This window comes from Salmonella sp. SSDFZ54, assembly GCF_004010735.1.
Classification (GTDB): Bacteria; Pseudomonadota; Gammaproteobacteria; order Enterobacterales; family Enterobacteriaceae; genus Salmonella; species Salmonella enterica.
Genome location: NZ_CP034819.1, coordinates 1483316 through 1497549 on the forward strand (window position 1 = coordinate 1483316; position 14234 = coordinate 1497549).

The window sequence follows — 14234 nt, forward strand, 5'->3', positions numbered from 1 at the left end:
CTTATTTACCACGGGCTTCGATTACGGCCTGAGCAACGTTGTTCGGCGCATCATCATACTTCAGGAATTCCATAGTGTACGATGCGCGACCTTTGGTCAGAGAACGCAGCTGAGTTGCATATCCGAACATTTCAGACAGCGGTACTTCAGCGTGGATCTTAACGCCTGTAACTTCAGATTCCTGACCTTTGAGCATACCACGACGGCGGCTAAGGTCGCCGATAACGTCACCGGTATTCTCTTCAGGTGTTTCTACTTCAACCTTCATGATCGGCTCAAGCAGAACTGGTTTTGCTTTCTTAAAGCCTTCTTTAAAGGCAATAGACGCAGCCAGTTTAAACGCCAGCTCAGAGGAGTCAACGTCATGGTAAGAACCGAAGTGCAGACGCACACCGAGATCAACTACCGGATAACCCGCCAGCGGGCCAGATTTCAGCTGCTCCTGGATGCCTTTATCAACGGCCGGGATGTATTCGCCAGGAATTACACCACCTTTGATGTCGTTGATGAACTCGTAACCTTTCGGGTTAGAGCCCGGCTCCAGCGGGTACATGTCGATAACAACATGACCATACTGACCGCGACCACCAGACTGTTTCGCGTGTTTACCTTCGATGTCGGTAACTTTCGCGCGAATCGCTTCGCGGTAAGCAACCTGAGGTTTACCCACGTTAGCTTCAACGTTGAATTCACGCTTCATACGGTCAACGATGATATCCAGGTGAAGTTCACCCATACCAGCGATGATGGTCTGGTTAGATTCTTCATCAGTCCATACGCGGAATGACGGGTCTTCTTTCGCCAGACGGCCCAGAGCCAGACCCATTTTTTCCTGGTCAGCTTTGGTTTTCGGTTCTACCGCGATGGAGATTACCGGCTCAGGGAATTCCATACGTTCCAGAATGATCGGGTTTTCCGGATCACACAGGGTGTCACCGGTAGTCACGTCTTTCAGGCCGATAGCAGCCGCGATGTCGCCCGCGCGAACTTCTTTGATCTCTTCACGTTTGTTGGCGTGCATCTGAACGATACGACCGAAACGCTCACGTGCGGTTTTCACGGAGTTCAGTACGGTATCACCAGAGTTAACCACACCGGAGTACACACGGAAGAAGGTCAGGTTACCCACAAACGGGTCGGTAGCGATTTTGAACGCCAGCGCAGAGAACGGCTCGTCGTCGCTTGCGTGACGCTCAGCCGGAGTATCTTTACCGTCGTCCAGAATACCGTTGATCGCAGGTACGTCTACCGGGGATGGCAGGTAATCAATTACCGCATCCAGCATCGCCTGAACACCTTTGTTCTTGAATGCAGAACCACAGGTTACCAGGATGATTTCGTTGTTCAGAACGCGCTGACGCAGAGCTTGTTTGATCTCTTCTTCAGTCAGTTCTTCACCACCCAGGTATTTTTCCATCAGCTCTTCAGAAGCTTCTGCGGCGGACTCGATCAGGTTCTGGTGCCATTCGTTAGCCAGGTCCTGCATGTCAGCCGGGATATCTTCGTATTCGAAGGTAACGCCCTGGTCGGCATCGTTCCAGTTGATAGCTTTCATTTTCACCAGGTCAACAACGCCGGTGAAACCTTCTTCAGCACCAATTGCCAGCTGCAGCGGAACCGGGTTCGCGCCCAGACGGGTTTTGATCTGACCAACAACTTTCAGGAAGTTCGCGCCCATGCGGTCCATTTTGTTAACGAACGCAATGCGCGGAACTTTGTATTTGTTTGCCTGACGCCATACGGTTTCAGACTGCGGCTGAACACCACCAACTGCGCAGTAAACCATTACCGCACCATCGAGAACACGCATGGAACGTTCTACTTCGATAGTGAAGTCAACGTGCCCCGGGGTGTCGATGATGTTGATGCGATGCGGTTCATACTGCTTAGCCATACCAGACCAGAATGCAGTAGTCGCTGCGGAGGTGATAGTAATACCACGCTCCTGCTCCTGCTCCATCCAGTCCATGGTAGCTGCGCCGTCATGAACTTCACCGATTTTGTGGTTTACACCGGTGTAGAACAGAATACGTTCGGTAGTAGTGGTTTTACCGGCGTCGATGTGCGCACTGATACCGATATTACGGTAGCGTGCGATGGGTGTTGTACGAGCCATTTGATTCCTCGTTGATATCTTTAGGCGTTCAGTTAAGTTATCCAAAACGGGCGACTTACCTGAAGCGCCCGCCTGGTGACTATGACTCCGAAGGGATTACCAACGGTAGTGTGCGAACGCCTTGTTGGCTTCTGCCATACGGTGAACGTCTTCACGTTTCTTAACTGCAGTACCTTTGTTTTCTGCAGCGTCAGAAAGTTCGTTCGCCAGGCGCAGAGCCATGGATTTATCACCGCGTTTACGAGCAGCTTCTACGATCCAACGCATTGCCAGAGCATTACGACGGACCGGACGGACTTCAACTGGTACCTGATAAGTAGAACCACCTACACGGCGGGATTTAACTTCTACAGTCGGGCGAACGTTTTCGAGAGCGACTTCGAAAGCTTCCAGTTCAGATTTACCAGAACGCTGAGCCAGGGTCTCCAGCGCGCTGTATACGATTGATTCTGCAGTAGATTTTTTACCATCTACCATCAGGATATTGACAAATTTAGCCAGCAGTTCTGATCCGAACTTCGGATCCGGCAGAATTTTACGCTGACCAATGACGCGACGACGTGGCATGGAAATACTCCGTTGTTAATTCAGGATTGTCCAAAACTCTACGAGTTTAGTTTGACATTAATTTAAAACGTTTGGCCTTACTTAACGGAGAACCATTAAGCCTTAGGACGCTTCACGCCGTACTTAGAACGAGCTTGCTTACGGTCTTTAACGCCGGAGCAGTCAAGCGCGCCACGAACGGTGTGGTAACGAACACCCGGGAGGTCTTTAACACGACCGCCACGGATCAGGATCACGGAGTGCTCCTGCAGGTTGTGACCTTCACCACCGATGTAGGAAGTCACTTCAAAACCGTTAGTCAGACGAACACGGCAAACTTTACGCAGTGCGGAGTTCGGTTTTTTAGGAGTGGTAGTATATACACGAGTACATACGCCACGTTTTTGCGGGCATGCTTCCAGCGCAGGCACGTTGCTTTTCGCAACTTTGCGAGCACGTGGTTTGCGTACCAGCTGGTTAACTGTTGCCATTAAATAGCTCCTGGTTTTAGCTTTTGCTTCGTAAACACGTAATAAAACGCCCTCACACAATATGAGGACGCCGAATTTTAGGGCGGTGTCGAAAAGGTGTCAAGAAATATACAACGATCCCGCCATCACCAGGCCATCTGGCTGGCATACTTAACCGTGAGTCTGACAAACTCAGTATAGTCAACCCTGACGACACTGTCTGAAATTTGACCACCCAAACCACGGGCGTCAATATCTTCTTTCAAGGCATAGACCGTTATGGGGGCATCGCGCAGACTTTCAAGGAAGCGGTTACCTTCAATCGCGACGGTAACGCCATCCTGGAGCAACAAAAGCGCATCCCCCTCTTTTAGCAGGCGCAGCAAAGCGGGAAAATCAACGCTCGAAGCGCAATGAGGTAAGGTATGCAGCATAAACGCCTCAGAATCTCAGGATGACATCATAGTTGCCAAGCTCGCGGCGTAGCGCCACGGGTTCCAGCGGCGTGGCGTCTACCACAAAATTAACGTTTTCCAGACCACGCTCGCGCAGCGATGCCGCGCAGATCCAACATTGATCAATATCGTACAAATCAAAGAGCTTGAAAGTAGCAATATAGTCACGCGCCAGCACAGCGTCTGGTTTTTGTCCCGGTAATAACTGAAAGACGCCGTCGCTGATAAAAAAGACGCCCAGCGCTTCCGTTAGCGCTGACGTCGCCAGCAGCGCATCCAGCCCTTCACGGCCTGAGGCGCTACCGTGCGGCGCGGTGGAAAAGACAAATGCAATACGTTTCATTAAAACTGCACCACCCGATCGCAGGTGAGAGATGCCTCCGCCAGCGCGCCCAGGCCGCTTAGCGTAAAGCCCGGCTGAAGATTGGCGGACGGCAACTCCAGTCTGCCAGCTTCAGTTTCATCAATAATACCGCGACGAAGCGCCGCCGCGACACAGATGTTCAGCGCTACGCCATGCTGCGTATTCAATTTCTGCCAGGCGCGTACCAGATCATATTCATCGCTCGCCGGCGAGGTCAGGAGATTGGCGTTATAGACACCTTCCCGATAGAAAAAGACGCTGGCTAACTCATGCCCCTCATTGAGCAGCGCGTGGGCGAACTGCAATGCGCTGCTGGCCTGTTGGGTGCCATATGCCGGCCCGGTGACCATAATGGCATAACGCATTATTTATCCTGCCCCTGAAAGTCGCCGCTTTTGAACTGGCGAATATAGAGGTAAACCGTGTGCTTTGAGATATTCAGACGATCGGCTACCTGGTTAATGGCGTCTTTAATATCGAAAATGCCTTTTTCGTACAGGTTAAGGACGATCTGACGATTTTTCGCGTTGTTAGAGACATTACGATCGGCATTCACTTCTTCGATCGTGAACTCCAGCGTCTGGGTGACTAAATCTTCGACTGAGGAGGCAAAATTAACCGCTGAGCCGACTTCCGGCGTTTCCGGCGGAATAAAGGTATTCATAATCTGTGAAAATGGCACATCAAGATTCATGTTGATGCACAGTAGACCAATGACGCGCTGCTCGCGGTTGCGAATGGCAATCGTCAACGACTTCATCAAGACACCGCTTTTCGCGCGCGTGAAATAGCATTTCGACACGCTACTGTCCGCCCCTGTCATGTCGTGCAACATGCGCAACGCCAGGTCGGTAATCGGCGAGCCAATTTTACGGCCCGTATGTTCACCATTGGCAATACGAATGGCTGAACATTTTAGATCCTGCAAAGAGTGCAATACGATTTCACAATGGGAACCTATAAGCATCGCTAACCCGTCCACTACCGCTTCGTAGGATTTCAGAATATCGAAGTCGGTTTGCTCGAAGGGACGCTGATCCAGCAAATCAAGTTCACTGGTTTCGTTGGTTAAAAGCGACCTGGACATGAAAAAAAACACTCCTTTTCAGGAGCCTGTCGTTATGTTTTCAGGGCAGGCTCATTATTTACGCGGATGATTAAATTAATACAGTGAGGGTTCATCTTTCCAGTACTAATTTGCTCGTCTATTTCAGACTACGTGTGCGTTGGCGGTCATTCAGCCTACGGTCTCGCCCTTAACGACCAGCGCAAGCGCCGTTATCCGCAAATCAAATTATGGTGAGTAATATATCCAGCCTGAATAAAAAAAACCGCCGCTATTACAAGCGGCGGCTCTCAGTTTTTATTTTTTAGCAGCATCTGCGGCTTTAGCGTCAGCCGCATCGGCAGGTTTAGCATCCGCTTTCGGCGCTGGTTTGATATCCAGCAGCTCTACGTCGAATACCAGGGTGGAGTTCGCCGGGATACCCGGAACGCCCGTTTTACCGTAGGCCAGCGCCGGTGGGATAACCAGCTTGATCTTGCCGCCTTTCTTAATATTTTTCAGGCCTTCAGTCCAGCCAGGGATAACGCCGTCCAGACGGAAGGAAAGCGGTTCGCCGCGCGTGTAAGAGTTATCAAACTCTTTACCGTCGATCAGCGTACCTTTGTAGTTCACCACAACGGTATCGCTATCTTTCGGCGCTTCGCCTGTGCCTTCTTTCTCTACTTTGTAAAGCAGACCGGTAGAGGAGGTTTTCACGCCTTTCTCTTTAGCAAAAGCGTCGCGGAACGTTTTACCTTTTGCTTCGTTATCGGCAGCGTCTTTTTCCATCTTCGCCTGAGCAGCGCTCTTCACACGTGCTTCAAACGTCTGCAGCGTTTGCTCAATTTCCTGATCGGACAGTTTGCTCTTATCGGCAAAGGCATCCTGAACGCCGGCAATCAACTGTTCTTTATCCAGCTTGATGCCTAACTTTTCCTGCTCTTTAAGCGAATTTTCCATGTAACGACCCAGCGAGGCGCCCAGCGCATAAGCCGCTTTTTGATCGTCGTTTTTAAATGCTGCTTTGCTATCAGCGGTAGCTGCCGGTTTCGCCGCATCAGCAGCAAAAGTGATCGGTGCGTGCATAGCAACGGCCATCGTCGTTGCCAGCAGCGTGGCTTTAAACAGTGATTTCATCCATATCTCCAGGGCCGGGGCATCTCGCCCCATGTTAACTTACGTAAGAAGCGTACTATAAATCGTTGCAGAACAAATCAACATACGAACACGCCCTATTATCACTTCTTTTCAGACTCTTTTTGTTTAAATTAGTTTCGTAGTGCGCGTAATGGTTGCTGTGAAAGCCGGTAAAGTTAAGTAGAATCCGCCGACGGAGACAACATAAAGAGGTACATCATGCAGGATATCACGATGGAAGCTCGTCTGGCTGAACTGGAAAGCCGTCTGGCGTTCCAGGAGATTACCATAGAAGAACTAAACCTGACGGTAACCGCACATGAAATGGAGATGGCGAAGCTGCGCGATCATCTGCGTTTGCTCACGGAAAAGTTAAAAGCCAGTCAGCCGTCAAATATCGCCTCTCAGGCAGAAGAAACGCCGCCGCCGCATTATTGAGACGAAAAAAAAGCGGGGTTAACCCGCTTTTTTTGTGCCCGATGATTTATCGAACCAATGATAATACCCTAAGGATTTCGAGTCACAGCAAGGCGGCAAGCTTGAAAATTCCCCGGGAGCATAGATAACTATGTGACCGGGGTTTGAAAGCGTAGCCAACACCGCGGTGGCTTGAAAGACGACGGGGATTAATGGCAACCGCAGCCGCCTTTACCACCACCGCCGCAGCAGCCTTCGCCGCCGTGCTCGTGACCATGGTCATGACCATGACCGCCACAGCAGCCGTCTTCACCGTGATCGTGGTGGTGATCGTGCGCGCCGTGAACATGACCGTGAGCCAGTTCTTCTTCAGTCGCTTCACGAATCGCAACAACTTCTACGTTAAATTTCAGATTCTGGCCCGCCAGCATGTGGTTACCATCAACCACAACGTGATCGTCTTCCACTTCGGTAATCTCTACCGGTACCGGGCCCTGGTCGGTTTCCGCCAGGAAACGCATCCCTACCTGCAGTTCATCAACGCCCATAAAGACGTCTTTAGGCACACGCTGCACCAGATTTTCGTCATACTGGCCGTAAGCGTCGTTCGCGCCAACAGCGACATCAAATTTGTCGCCAACTTCATGGCCTTCCAGCGCGGTTTCCAGACCAGAGATCAGGGAGCCGTGACCGTGCAAGTAATCCAGCGGCGCACTCACCGGAGACTCATCAACCAACACACCGTCTTCTGTACGTACCTGATAGGCCAGGCTGACCACCAGGTCTTTTGCTACTTTCATGATATCTCCTGAGCATGGGAAGAATAGTGGCGCAGATTGTAGCGGAATTCTGCAGCCGTGTACCCCTTAGCTTAAAAAAACCTGCGGCATATCGCTAGTCCGGATGAAAAATCCCGATCACTTGCTCTTCTTTGCGAACATGCTCGCGAACGTCTTTATCCGCTTCCCGCATTTGATGCCCGCACTTAACGCATTCAACAATATCGACATTATTTTCACGCCACATCGCCATTGTATCCTGCGCCTGACAGGCCGGACATTTCGCGCCTGCAATAAAACGTTTACGGATTGCCATTGTTTTACCCCTACTCAAATTCATCCCAGCCATCCAACTGGCGCCGTTCCTGTTGCATTTCGCGCTGAAAAATCTCCTCCAGTTCGCGTCGGGCCTCTCTGGCGCGCGAAATCTGTACCATGTCGCTATGCTCCGGGATCAGTTCCCGCAACATTCGCATATCCAGCCGGCGAAAATGCAACTGCGCGCGTTGCGCCTGATGCGGATGCATACCTAACGACACCAGAGTTTTACGTCCCAATTCCAGCGCGCTGGAAAACGTTTCACGGGAAAACTGCGTGACGCCAGCCTGTAATAACTCATGGGCCTCCACACGTCCACGCGCTCGCGCAAGAATATGCAGATGAGGAAAATGCTGCTGACACAGCGCCACCAGCTTCATCGTGTCTTCCGGTTCATTACACGTGATGACTATCGACTCCGCCGCCTCCGCGCCCGCAGAACGCAGCAGCTCGACTTGTGTAGCGTCGCCGTAATACACTTTATAACCATATTTGCGCATCAGATTAACGGCGCCGATATCGCGTTCCAGCACGGTGATACGCATCTTATTCGCCATCAATAAGCGAGCGATCACCTGACCAAAACGGCCAAAGCCGACGACAATTACCTGGGGCTTATCATCCTCAACCCACGGCTTTTCATCATTCTCTTCCGGGCCATTAAGGCGGTGCGATAACCACTTATCAATCCCTTTCATCAGTAGCGGCGTGGTCATCATTGATAACGTGACAGTCACCAATAATAACGCCATCTGATCGCCCTGAAACAGGCGCTGAGAAGAGGCGGTAGAAAAGAGCACAAAAGCGAACTCGCCCCCCTGACTCAGCACGCTGGCAAACTGCATCCGTTCAGAACTTCTTATTCCATATAGCCGCGCCAGCAGATACAGCGTCAGCATTTTTATGACGACCAGAATAACAACGCTCGCCGCCACCCACAGTAAATGGGTATAAAGTACGCCGAGATTTAGCGACATACCGACGGAGATAAAGAACAGCCCAAGCAGTAAACCTTTAAAGGGATCGATAGCGTTTTCCAGCTCATGCCGGTATTCACTCTCTGCCAGTAAAACGCCGGCAATGAAGGTTCCCAGGGCCATCGACAGTCCCAGCGCGTCCATAAATAAGGCGGCGCTCAACACCAGCAACAGCGTCGCGGCAGTGAAGACCTCCCGCACGCCGGACGCAGCAATAAAACGAAATACCGGACGCAACAGGTAACGACCGCCAATCAGCATTACCGCGAAAGCCAGTACCTTCATTGCCACTTTAAACCAGTCGAAGTGCTCGTCGACCGATCCCGCCAGTAAAGGCACCAACGCCAGCGCGGGGATCACCGCTAAATCCTGAAACAGCAAGACGGAAAACCCTAACTGCCCGGACTCGCTACGGTTCATGCCTTTCTCGCGCATCAGTTGTAGCGCCATCGCCGTCGAAGACATCGCCAGGCCAATCCCACCGACGACCGCCGCCTGCCATAAGAAATCAGCAAGCATCAATAATCCCGCCAGCACCGCCGCGCTTAACAGCACCTGAGCAGCGCCGACGCCGAAGATAGAGCGCCGCAGTTGCCAAAGCCGGGACGGATTGAGTTCGAGACCAATGATAAACATCAGAAACACGACGCCCAGTTCGGAAAAGTGCAGGATCTCGTCAACGTCGCTGATAAATCCCAGCCCCCACGGACCGATGGCGATTCCCGCCAGCAAATACCCTAGCACCGCGCCGATGCCCAGCCTGGCGGCTAACGGCACCGCCGCCACCGCCGCGAAGAGGAACAACACTCCCGCGGTCAATAAATCAGCACCTTCCATCAATAGCCTCCCGCGCTCACAGGATTCGCCAGCCACTCGCCATAGGCTTTCGCATGACTGGCCAGCGTCTGCGGCGACTGGCGGCGCGCCCAGTACACAATAATGGGCGGCATCCAGTGCATCCGGCACATGGCCGCGGTCAGTTCAAAGGGGCGGAGTACATCGCTCATTGGATAGCGGTTTAGCGCGTCATACCGGTAAGCGCTCTCCGGCTCGCCGGTCGTAATCACGCTACGCCAGTACTTTCCCACCAGTTGGTTTCCCCCTGGTCCGCTGGCGAACCCCCGACTCAAAACGCGATCAAGCCATTCTTTCAGTAAAGCCGGACAGCTATAGGTGTAAAGGGGATGCTGAAAAACAATGACGTCGTGCTCACGTAACAGGGCTTGTTCATAGGGCGTATCGATAAAAAAATCAGGATAGCGCGCATAAAGATCGTGCACGGTTACGTTATTGTGCTGTATGGCCGGTTTAAGCAGTACCCGGTTAGCAACCGAGTCCTGAGATTCCGGATGGGCATACAACAGCAAGACTTTCGCTGGCTGAGACATCAATCCCCCTCCCGGTTGTTTTGGGTCGATACATGCCATTCTTCAGGCCGCTTCTACGTTGACAGCGTTTGTTCAACTCAGAAACGTACTCCATGTCCGCCGCTGGGGATTAATGAGAGATATTCTTGTCCCTCACCAAAGGCGGCCTGAATGATTTTGTGTATCGTTGTTGTTTTGAGCTACCATTGCGCTCCAGCGCGGCGGTACGCCCGAATATTACATTATCATAATGATAAATTAACATAGTCTGAACATACGGCGCCTTATGATTGTTTTCTCCTCGTTACAAATTCGTCGCGGCGTGCGCGTCCTACTGGACAATGCCTCGGCTACCATTAATCCAGGCCAGAAAGTCGGCATGGTGGGTAAAAACGGCTGCGGTAAATCTACCCTGCTGGCATTGCTAAAAAATGAAATCAGCGCCGATGCCGGGAGTTTTACCCTGCCCGGAACCTGGCAATTAGCGTGGGTGAATCAGGAAACACCTGCGTTGCCTCAGCCAGCGATTGAGTATGTCATTGACGGCGACCGTGAATACCGGCAGCTGGAGGCGCAGCTTAACGACGCCAACGAACGTAACGACGGACATGCTATCGCCTCCATACACGGTAAGCTGGATGCCATCGACGCATGGACCGTTCGTTCGCGCGCCGCCAGCCTGCTACACGGTCTCGGCTTCTCTAACGATCAGCTGGAACGTCCGGTCAGCGACTTTTCCGGCGGCTGGCGGATGCGCCTTAATCTGGCCCAGGCGCTGATTTGCCGTTCCGATTTACTGCTGCTCGACGAACCGACCAACCACCTCGATCTGGATGCCGTTATCTGGCTGGAAAAATGGCTGAAGAGCTATCCGGGCACCCTGATTCTGATCTCCCATGATCGCGATTTTCTTGACCCGATAGTGGATAAAATTATCCATATCGAACAGCAGACTCTGTTCGAGTACACCGGCAACTACAGCGCGTTTGAAGTTCAGCGCGCCACGCGCCTGGCGCAACAGCAGGCGATGTATGAGAGTCAGCAGGAGCGTGTGGCGCATCTGCAAAGCTACATCGACCGTTTCCGCGCCAAGGCCACCAAGGCCAAGCAGGCGCAAAGCCGTATCAAGATGCTCGAGCGTATGGAGTTGATTGCGCCGGCTCATGTCGACAACCCGTTCCATTTCAGCTTCCGCGCGCCGGAAAGCCTGCCGAACCCGCTGCTGAAGATGGAAAAAGTCAGCGCAGGTTATGGCGATCGCATCATTCTGGAATCCATCAAGCTGAACCTGGTGCCCGGCTCGCGTATCGGCCTGCTGGGCCGCAACGGCGCGGGGAAATCGACGTTGATCAAGCTGCTGGCGGGCGAACTGGAACCGTTGCACGGTGAAATCGGCCTCGCCAAAGGCATTAAGCTCGGCTACTTCGCCCAGCACCAACTGGAGTTCCTGCGCGCCGATGAATCCCCGTTGCAACATATGGCGCGTCTGGCGCCGCAGGAACTGGAGCAGAAGCTGCGCGACTATCTCGGCGGCTTCGGTTTCCAGGGCGACAAAGTAACGGAAGAGACGCAACGTTTCTCCGGCGGCGAGAAAGCGCGTCTGGTGCTGGCGCTGATCGTCTGGCAGCGTCCAAACCTGCTGCTGCTCGATGAACCGACCAACCACCTGGATCTCGACATGCGTCAGGCGCTCACCGAAGCGCTGATTGATTTCGAAGGCGCATTGGTCGTCGTGTCGCACGACCGCCACCTGATTCGCTCCACCACTGACGACCTCTATCTGGTTCACGACAAAAAGGTCGAACCGTTCGACGGCGACCTGGAAGATTATCAGCAGTGGCTGAGTGACGTGCAGAAGCAGGAAAACCAGGCCGACGACGCGCCGAAGGAAAACAACGCCAACAGCGCCCAGTCACGCAAAGATCAGAAGCGTCGCGAAGCCGAGCTACGCACTCTAACGCAGCCGCTGCGTAAAGAGATTACCCGTCTGGAAAAAGAGATGGAAAAGCTCAACGCCCAGTTAGCGCAGGCGGAAGAGAAGCTCGGCGACAGCAGCCTGTATGACCCCAGCCGTAAAGCGGAGATGACCGAGTGTCTGCAACTGCAGGCCAGCGCCAAATCCGGGCTGGAAGCGTGTGAAATGGCATGGCTTGAGGCGCAGGAGCAGCTTGAGCAAATGATGCAGAACGACTAACGCGCGGGGTGGGCGATGAACCTGTCAATCACCGATGACATTACCTTCCGCAAGCTCACCATCTTCATGATGTTTGTGGAGAAGGGTAACATCGCCCGCACCGCCGAGGCGCTGCACACGCTGAAAGAGAACGTTCGTTGTCCGCTGTTCGTCCATAAAGGCCTCTTCGGTACTCGTCCCGGTATAAAGATTACCGTTGCGGTCGGCAGCACCGGAACAGAAGCCTGCGTTATGTGATTTAGCGGCAAAGGTTGCCGTGATTTATTTTCGTCAGCGCGTCGTTCACGCCAAATAATGTAAACGTCACCTCATCAACGCCAAGATTTTTCAGACGCGCAGTGTGTTTTTTAATATAAGCCTGCGCCGTTTCTTCGGATTCAAACAAGTAAATGCCGCCAGCTTGCTGGTTTTTCTCGCTTTCTGTCCAGATTTTCCAGATGAAGCCCGGCTCCTCATTGATAGACTCCGCCAGCCCGACCAGTTGCTGAGTCATCTCCTCGCCAAAAGGGCCGCTAAAGTTAAAATGGATCTGTAAAAGTGTTTTCGACATGCCTTCTCCTTGAGTCACATAACTATCGTGTTGCCACACTACCACGATTAATTCGGCTGATGCAGAGGTTCACGCGATTTCTGTGGGGTATTGCGCGCGCCTTGCATACCGCCCCCTCTGGTGAAATGAGGCGCAATTTTATTTCGCCAGACGACCAATTGAACGTAAAATCACATATTGACTAATCTGTGAACCTTATGCGCGGTATAGTATTGTTTCCAATTATCAATTGTTCTGGTGCTATGGTTGAGATCACGTCCACAGAAATGACCCCGCCTGTCAATGACTCGCATGAATTTATTCCCATGCGTGGCATTCGTAATCGCCATTTACAAACTATGCTGCCGCGCTTAATCCGCCGCAAAGTGAAGTTCAACGCCCACTGGCAGCGGCTGGAGCTACCGGACGGCGATTTTGTCGATCTGGCATGGAGCGAAGAACCGCAACAGGCAAAGCATAAACCGCGGCTGGTGGTCTTTCACGGTCTGGAAGGCAGCCTGAACAGCCCCTATGCCCACGGGCTGATTGAGGCGGCGCAAAAGCGCGGTTGGCTGGGCGTGGTGATGCACTTTCGCGGCTGTAGCGGCGAACCCAACCGTCTGAATCGTATTTACCACTCCGGTGAAACGGAGGACGGAGCCTGGTTTTTACGCTGGTTACAGCGGGAGTTCGGCGCCGTTCCGACAGCCGCCGTGGGCTATTCGCTCGGCGGTAATATGCTGGCGTGCCTGCTGGCGAAAGAAGGCCGCGATATTCCCATCGAGGCGGCGGTGATTGTTTCTGCGCCCTTTGTTCTCGAAGCCTGTAGCTACCATATGGACAAAGGGTTTTCCCGCGTCTATCAGCGTTATTTGCTTAATCTGTTAAAAGCGAATGCGTCACGCAAGCTGGCGGCGTACCCCGGGTCGCTGCCGGTGAATCTGGCGCAACTGAAATCAATGCGCCGTATTCGCGAGTTTGACGACCTGATCACCGCGAAAATTCACGGCTTTGCCGACGCCATCGACTACTATCGTCAGTGTAGCGCCATGCCGTTGCTTAACCAGATTGCTAAACCGACGCTGATTATTCACGCTAAAGACGATCCGTTTATGGATCATCATGTGATCCCTAAAGCGGAAGATCTGCCCCCGCAGGTGGAGTATCAGCTAACTGAGCATGGCGGACACGTAGGATTTATCGGCGGTACGCCGCTGCGCCCTGAAATGTGGCTGGAACGCCGAATTCCTGACTGGCTGACAACGTACCTGGAGGCGTCATCATGATCATTCCCTGGCAGGGGCTCGCCCCCGACACGCTGGACAACCTGATCGAAAGCTTTGTGTTGCGCGAAGGCACCGATTATGGTGAACATGAACGTTCGCTTGAACAAAAAGTCGCTGACGTAAAACGCCAACTGCAATCCGGCGAGGCCGTGCTGGTATGGTCTGAATTACATGAAACGGTCAATATTATGCCGAAAAAGCAGTTTCGCGAATAAAACGCCTTTGCCGACAATA

Annotated in this window: 18 protein-coding genes; 5 read left to right on the plus strand and 13 right to left on the minus strand. The window is 52.6% G+C overall.

The window, feature by feature from the left end; translation table 11 throughout:
* Position 1: 1 nt before the first annotated feature.
* From fusA to fkpA, 8 genes are all read right to left on the minus strand, one after another.
* The gene (gene fusA, locus EOS97_RS07590; RefSeq protein ID WP_000124693.1) at positions 2-2116 is read right to left on the minus strand and encodes an elongation factor G; all 2115 of its coding nucleotides are present in this window, start codon (positions 2114-2116) and stop codon (positions 2-4) included.
* Between the two features lie 96 nt (positions 2117-2212).
* The gene (rpsG, locus tag EOS97_RS07595) at positions 2213-2683 is read right to left on the minus strand and encodes a 30S ribosomal protein S7 (protein ID WP_001138043.1); all 471 of its coding nucleotides are present in this window, start codon (positions 2681-2683) and stop codon (positions 2213-2215) included.
* A gap of 95 nt (positions 2684-2778) precedes the next feature.
* On the minus strand, positions 2779-3153 hold the full coding sequence (rpsL, locus tag EOS97_RS07600; RefSeq protein ID WP_000246815.1) for a 30S ribosomal protein S12: 375 nt from the start codon (positions 3151-3153) through the stop codon (positions 2779-2781).
* A 125-nt stretch (positions 3154-3278) separates the two neighbouring features.
* Positions 3279-3566, minus strand: coding sequence for a sulfurtransferase complex subunit TusB (gene tusB / locus EOS97_RS07605; protein ID WP_000903401.1), 288 nt, complete (start codon positions 3564-3566; stop codon positions 3279-3281).
* Positions 3567-3573: 7 nt separating this feature from the next.
* Complete coding sequence (gene tusC, locus EOS97_RS07610; RefSeq protein ID WP_000820705.1) at positions 3574-3930, minus strand: sulfurtransferase complex subunit TusC; 357 nt, start codon at positions 3928-3930, stop codon at positions 3574-3576.
* The gene (gene tusD, locus EOS97_RS07615; protein ID WP_001268011.1) at positions 3930-4316 is read right to left on the minus strand and encodes a sulfurtransferase complex subunit TusD; all 387 of its coding nucleotides are present in this window, start codon (positions 4314-4316) and stop codon (positions 3930-3932) included. Before tusD ends, tusC begins: the two co-directional genes overlap by 1 nt.
* Positions 4316-5038, minus strand: coding sequence for a transcriptional regulator (locus EOS97_RS07620; protein ID WP_000091471.1), 723 nt, complete (start codon positions 5036-5038; stop codon positions 4316-4318). Before EOS97_RS07620 ends, tusD begins: the two co-directional genes overlap by 1 nt.
* A gap of 276 nt (positions 5039-5314) precedes the next feature.
* Positions 5315-6133 (minus strand): FKBP-type peptidyl-prolyl cis-trans isomerase, encoded by an 819-nt coding sequence (gene fkpA, locus EOS97_RS07625; RefSeq protein WP_000838229.1) that lies wholly within the window; start codon positions 6131-6133, stop codon positions 5315-5317.
* A 219-nt stretch (positions 6134-6352) separates the two neighbouring features.
* Here fkpA and EOS97_RS07630 point away from each other — a divergent pair, with 219 nt between their 5' ends.
* Positions 6353-6571: a protein SlyX gene (locus tag EOS97_RS07630; RefSeq protein WP_001152701.1), complete on the plus strand. Its 219-nt coding sequence runs from the start codon at positions 6353-6355 to the stop codon at positions 6569-6571.
* Between the two features lie 188 nt (positions 6572-6759).
* On the opposite strand, the gene slyD is transcribed toward EOS97_RS07630, so the two are convergent.
* From slyD to kefG, 4 genes are all read right to left on the minus strand, one after another.
* Positions 6760-7350: a peptidylprolyl isomerase gene (slyD, locus tag EOS97_RS07635; RefSeq protein WP_000861341.1), complete on the minus strand. Its 591-nt coding sequence runs from the start codon at positions 7348-7350 to the stop codon at positions 6760-6762.
* 94 nt (positions 7351-7444) lie between these two features.
* The gene (locus EOS97_RS07640) at positions 7445-7645 is read right to left on the minus strand and encodes a YheV family putative zinc ribbon protein (RefSeq protein WP_001007735.1); all 201 of its coding nucleotides are present in this window, start codon (positions 7643-7645) and stop codon (positions 7445-7447) included.
* 10 nt (positions 7646-7655) lie between these two features.
* Complete coding sequence (gene kefB / locus EOS97_RS07645; RefSeq protein WP_023165773.1) at positions 7656-9461, minus strand: glutathione-regulated potassium-efflux system protein KefB; 1806 nt, start codon at positions 9459-9461, stop codon at positions 7656-7658.
* Positions 9461-10012 (minus strand): glutathione-regulated potassium-efflux system ancillary protein KefG, encoded by a 552-nt coding sequence (gene kefG / locus EOS97_RS07650; RefSeq protein ID WP_000081820.1) that lies wholly within the window; start codon positions 10010-10012, stop codon positions 9461-9463. Before kefG ends, kefB begins: the two co-directional genes overlap by 1 nt.
* 265 nt (positions 10013-10277) lie before the next feature.
* Here kefG and EOS97_RS07655 point away from each other — a divergent pair, with 265 nt between their 5' ends.
* Together EOS97_RS07655 and EOS97_RS07660 are read left to right on the plus strand one after the other, a co-directional pair.
* The gene (locus EOS97_RS07655; RefSeq protein ID WP_127836136.1) at positions 10278-12185 is read left to right on the plus strand and encodes an ABC transporter ATP-binding protein; all 1908 of its coding nucleotides are present in this window, start codon (positions 10278-10280) and stop codon (positions 12183-12185) included.
* 15 nt (positions 12186-12200) lie between these two features.
* Positions 12201-12422 carry a LysR family transcriptional regulator gene (locus tag EOS97_RS07660; protein ID WP_001054028.1) on the plus strand — a complete coding sequence of 74 codons (222 nt, stop codon included), beginning with the start codon at positions 12201-12203 and terminating at the stop codon, positions 12420-12422.
* 1 nt (position 12423) lies between these two features.
* Here EOS97_RS07660 and EOS97_RS07665 read toward each other — a convergent pair whose 3' ends face one another.
* Positions 12424-12735 (minus strand): monooxygenase, encoded by a 312-nt coding sequence (locus EOS97_RS07665; protein ID WP_000047690.1) that lies wholly within the window; start codon positions 12733-12735, stop codon positions 12424-12426.
* 197 nt (positions 12736-12932) lie between these two features.
* Here EOS97_RS07665 and EOS97_RS07670 point away from each other — a divergent pair, with 197 nt between their 5' ends.
* Together EOS97_RS07670 and EOS97_RS07675 are read left to right on the plus strand one after the other, a co-directional pair.
* On the plus strand, positions 12933-14000 hold the full coding sequence (locus tag EOS97_RS07670; protein ID WP_001214115.1) for a hydrolase: 1068 nt from the start codon (positions 12933-12935) through the stop codon (positions 13998-14000).
* Entirely contained in the window at positions 13997-14215 is a 219-nt protein-coding gene (locus EOS97_RS07675) for a YheU family protein (protein WP_000586568.1), read from the plus strand. Before EOS97_RS07670 ends, EOS97_RS07675 begins: the two co-directional genes overlap by 4 nt.
* The last annotated feature ends 19 nt before the right edge of the window (positions 14216-14234 follow it).

What these genes read in the sequence shown, in the direction of transcription:
- rpsG (WP_001138043.1), bottom strand. Translation starts at nt 2,683, where the DNA reads ATGCCACGTCGTCGCGTCATTGGTCAGCGTAAAATTCTGCCGGATCCG.
- tusB (WP_000903401.1), bottom strand. Translation starts at nt 3,566, where the DNA reads ATGCTGCATACCTTACCTCATTGCGCTTCGAGCGTTGATTTTCCCGCT.
- EOS97_RS07675 (WP_000586568.1), top strand. Translation starts at nt 13,997, where the DNA reads ATGATCATTCCCTGGCAGGGGCTCGCCCCCGACACGCTGGACAACCTG.
- EOS97_RS07670 (WP_001214115.1), top strand. Translation starts at nt 12,933, where the DNA reads ATGCGCGGTATAGTATTGTTTCCAATTATCAATTGTTCTGGTGCTATG.
- slyD (WP_000861341.1), bottom strand. Translation starts at nt 7,350, where the DNA reads ATGAAAGTAGCAAAAGACCTGGTGGTCAGCCTGGCCTATCAGGTACGT.
- EOS97_RS07665 (WP_000047690.1), bottom strand. Translation starts at nt 12,735, where the DNA reads ATGTCGAAAACACTTTTACAGATCCATTTTAACTTTAGCGGCCCTTTT.
- EOS97_RS07655 (WP_127836136.1), top strand. Translation starts at nt 10,278, where the DNA reads ATGATTGTTTTCTCCTCGTTACAAATTCGTCGCGGCGTGCGCGTCCTA.
- EOS97_RS07630 (WP_001152701.1), top strand. Translation starts at nt 6,353, where the DNA reads ATGCAGGATATCACGATGGAAGCTCGTCTGGCTGAACTGGAAAGCCGT.
- kefG (WP_000081820.1), bottom strand. Translation starts at nt 10,012, where the DNA reads ATGTCTCAGCCAGCGAAAGTCTTGCTGTTGTATGCCCATCCGGAATCT.
- fkpA (WP_000838229.1), bottom strand. Translation starts at nt 6,133, where the DNA reads ATGAAATCACTGTTTAAAGCCACGCTGCTGGCAACGACGATGGCCGTT.
- tusC (WP_000820705.1), bottom strand. Translation starts at nt 3,930, where the DNA reads ATGAAACGTATTGCATTTGTCTTTTCCACCGCGCCGCACGGTAGCGCC.
- EOS97_RS07640 (WP_001007735.1), bottom strand. Translation starts at nt 7,645, where the DNA reads ATGGCAATCCGTAAACGTTTTATTGCAGGCGCGAAATGTCCGGCCTGT.
- EOS97_RS07660 (WP_001054028.1), top strand. Translation starts at nt 12,201, where the DNA reads ATGAACCTGTCAATCACCGATGACATTACCTTCCGCAAGCTCACCATC.
- kefB (WP_023165773.1), bottom strand. Translation starts at nt 9,461, where the DNA reads ATGGAAGGTGCTGATTTATTGACCGCGGGAGTGTTGTTCCTCTTCGCG.
- rpsL (WP_000246815.1), bottom strand. Translation starts at nt 3,153, where the DNA reads ATGGCAACAGTTAACCAGCTGGTACGCAAACCACGTGCTCGCAAAGTT.
- fusA (WP_000124693.1), bottom strand. Translation starts at nt 2,116, where the DNA reads ATGGCTCGTACAACACCCATCGCACGCTACCGTAATATCGGTATCAGT.
- tusD (WP_001268011.1), bottom strand. Translation starts at nt 4,316, where the DNA reads ATGCGTTATGCCATTATGGTCACCGGGCCGGCATATGGCACCCAACAG.
- EOS97_RS07620 (WP_000091471.1), bottom strand. Translation starts at nt 5,038, where the DNA reads ATGTCCAGGTCGCTTTTAACCAACGAAACCAGTGAACTTGATTTGCTG.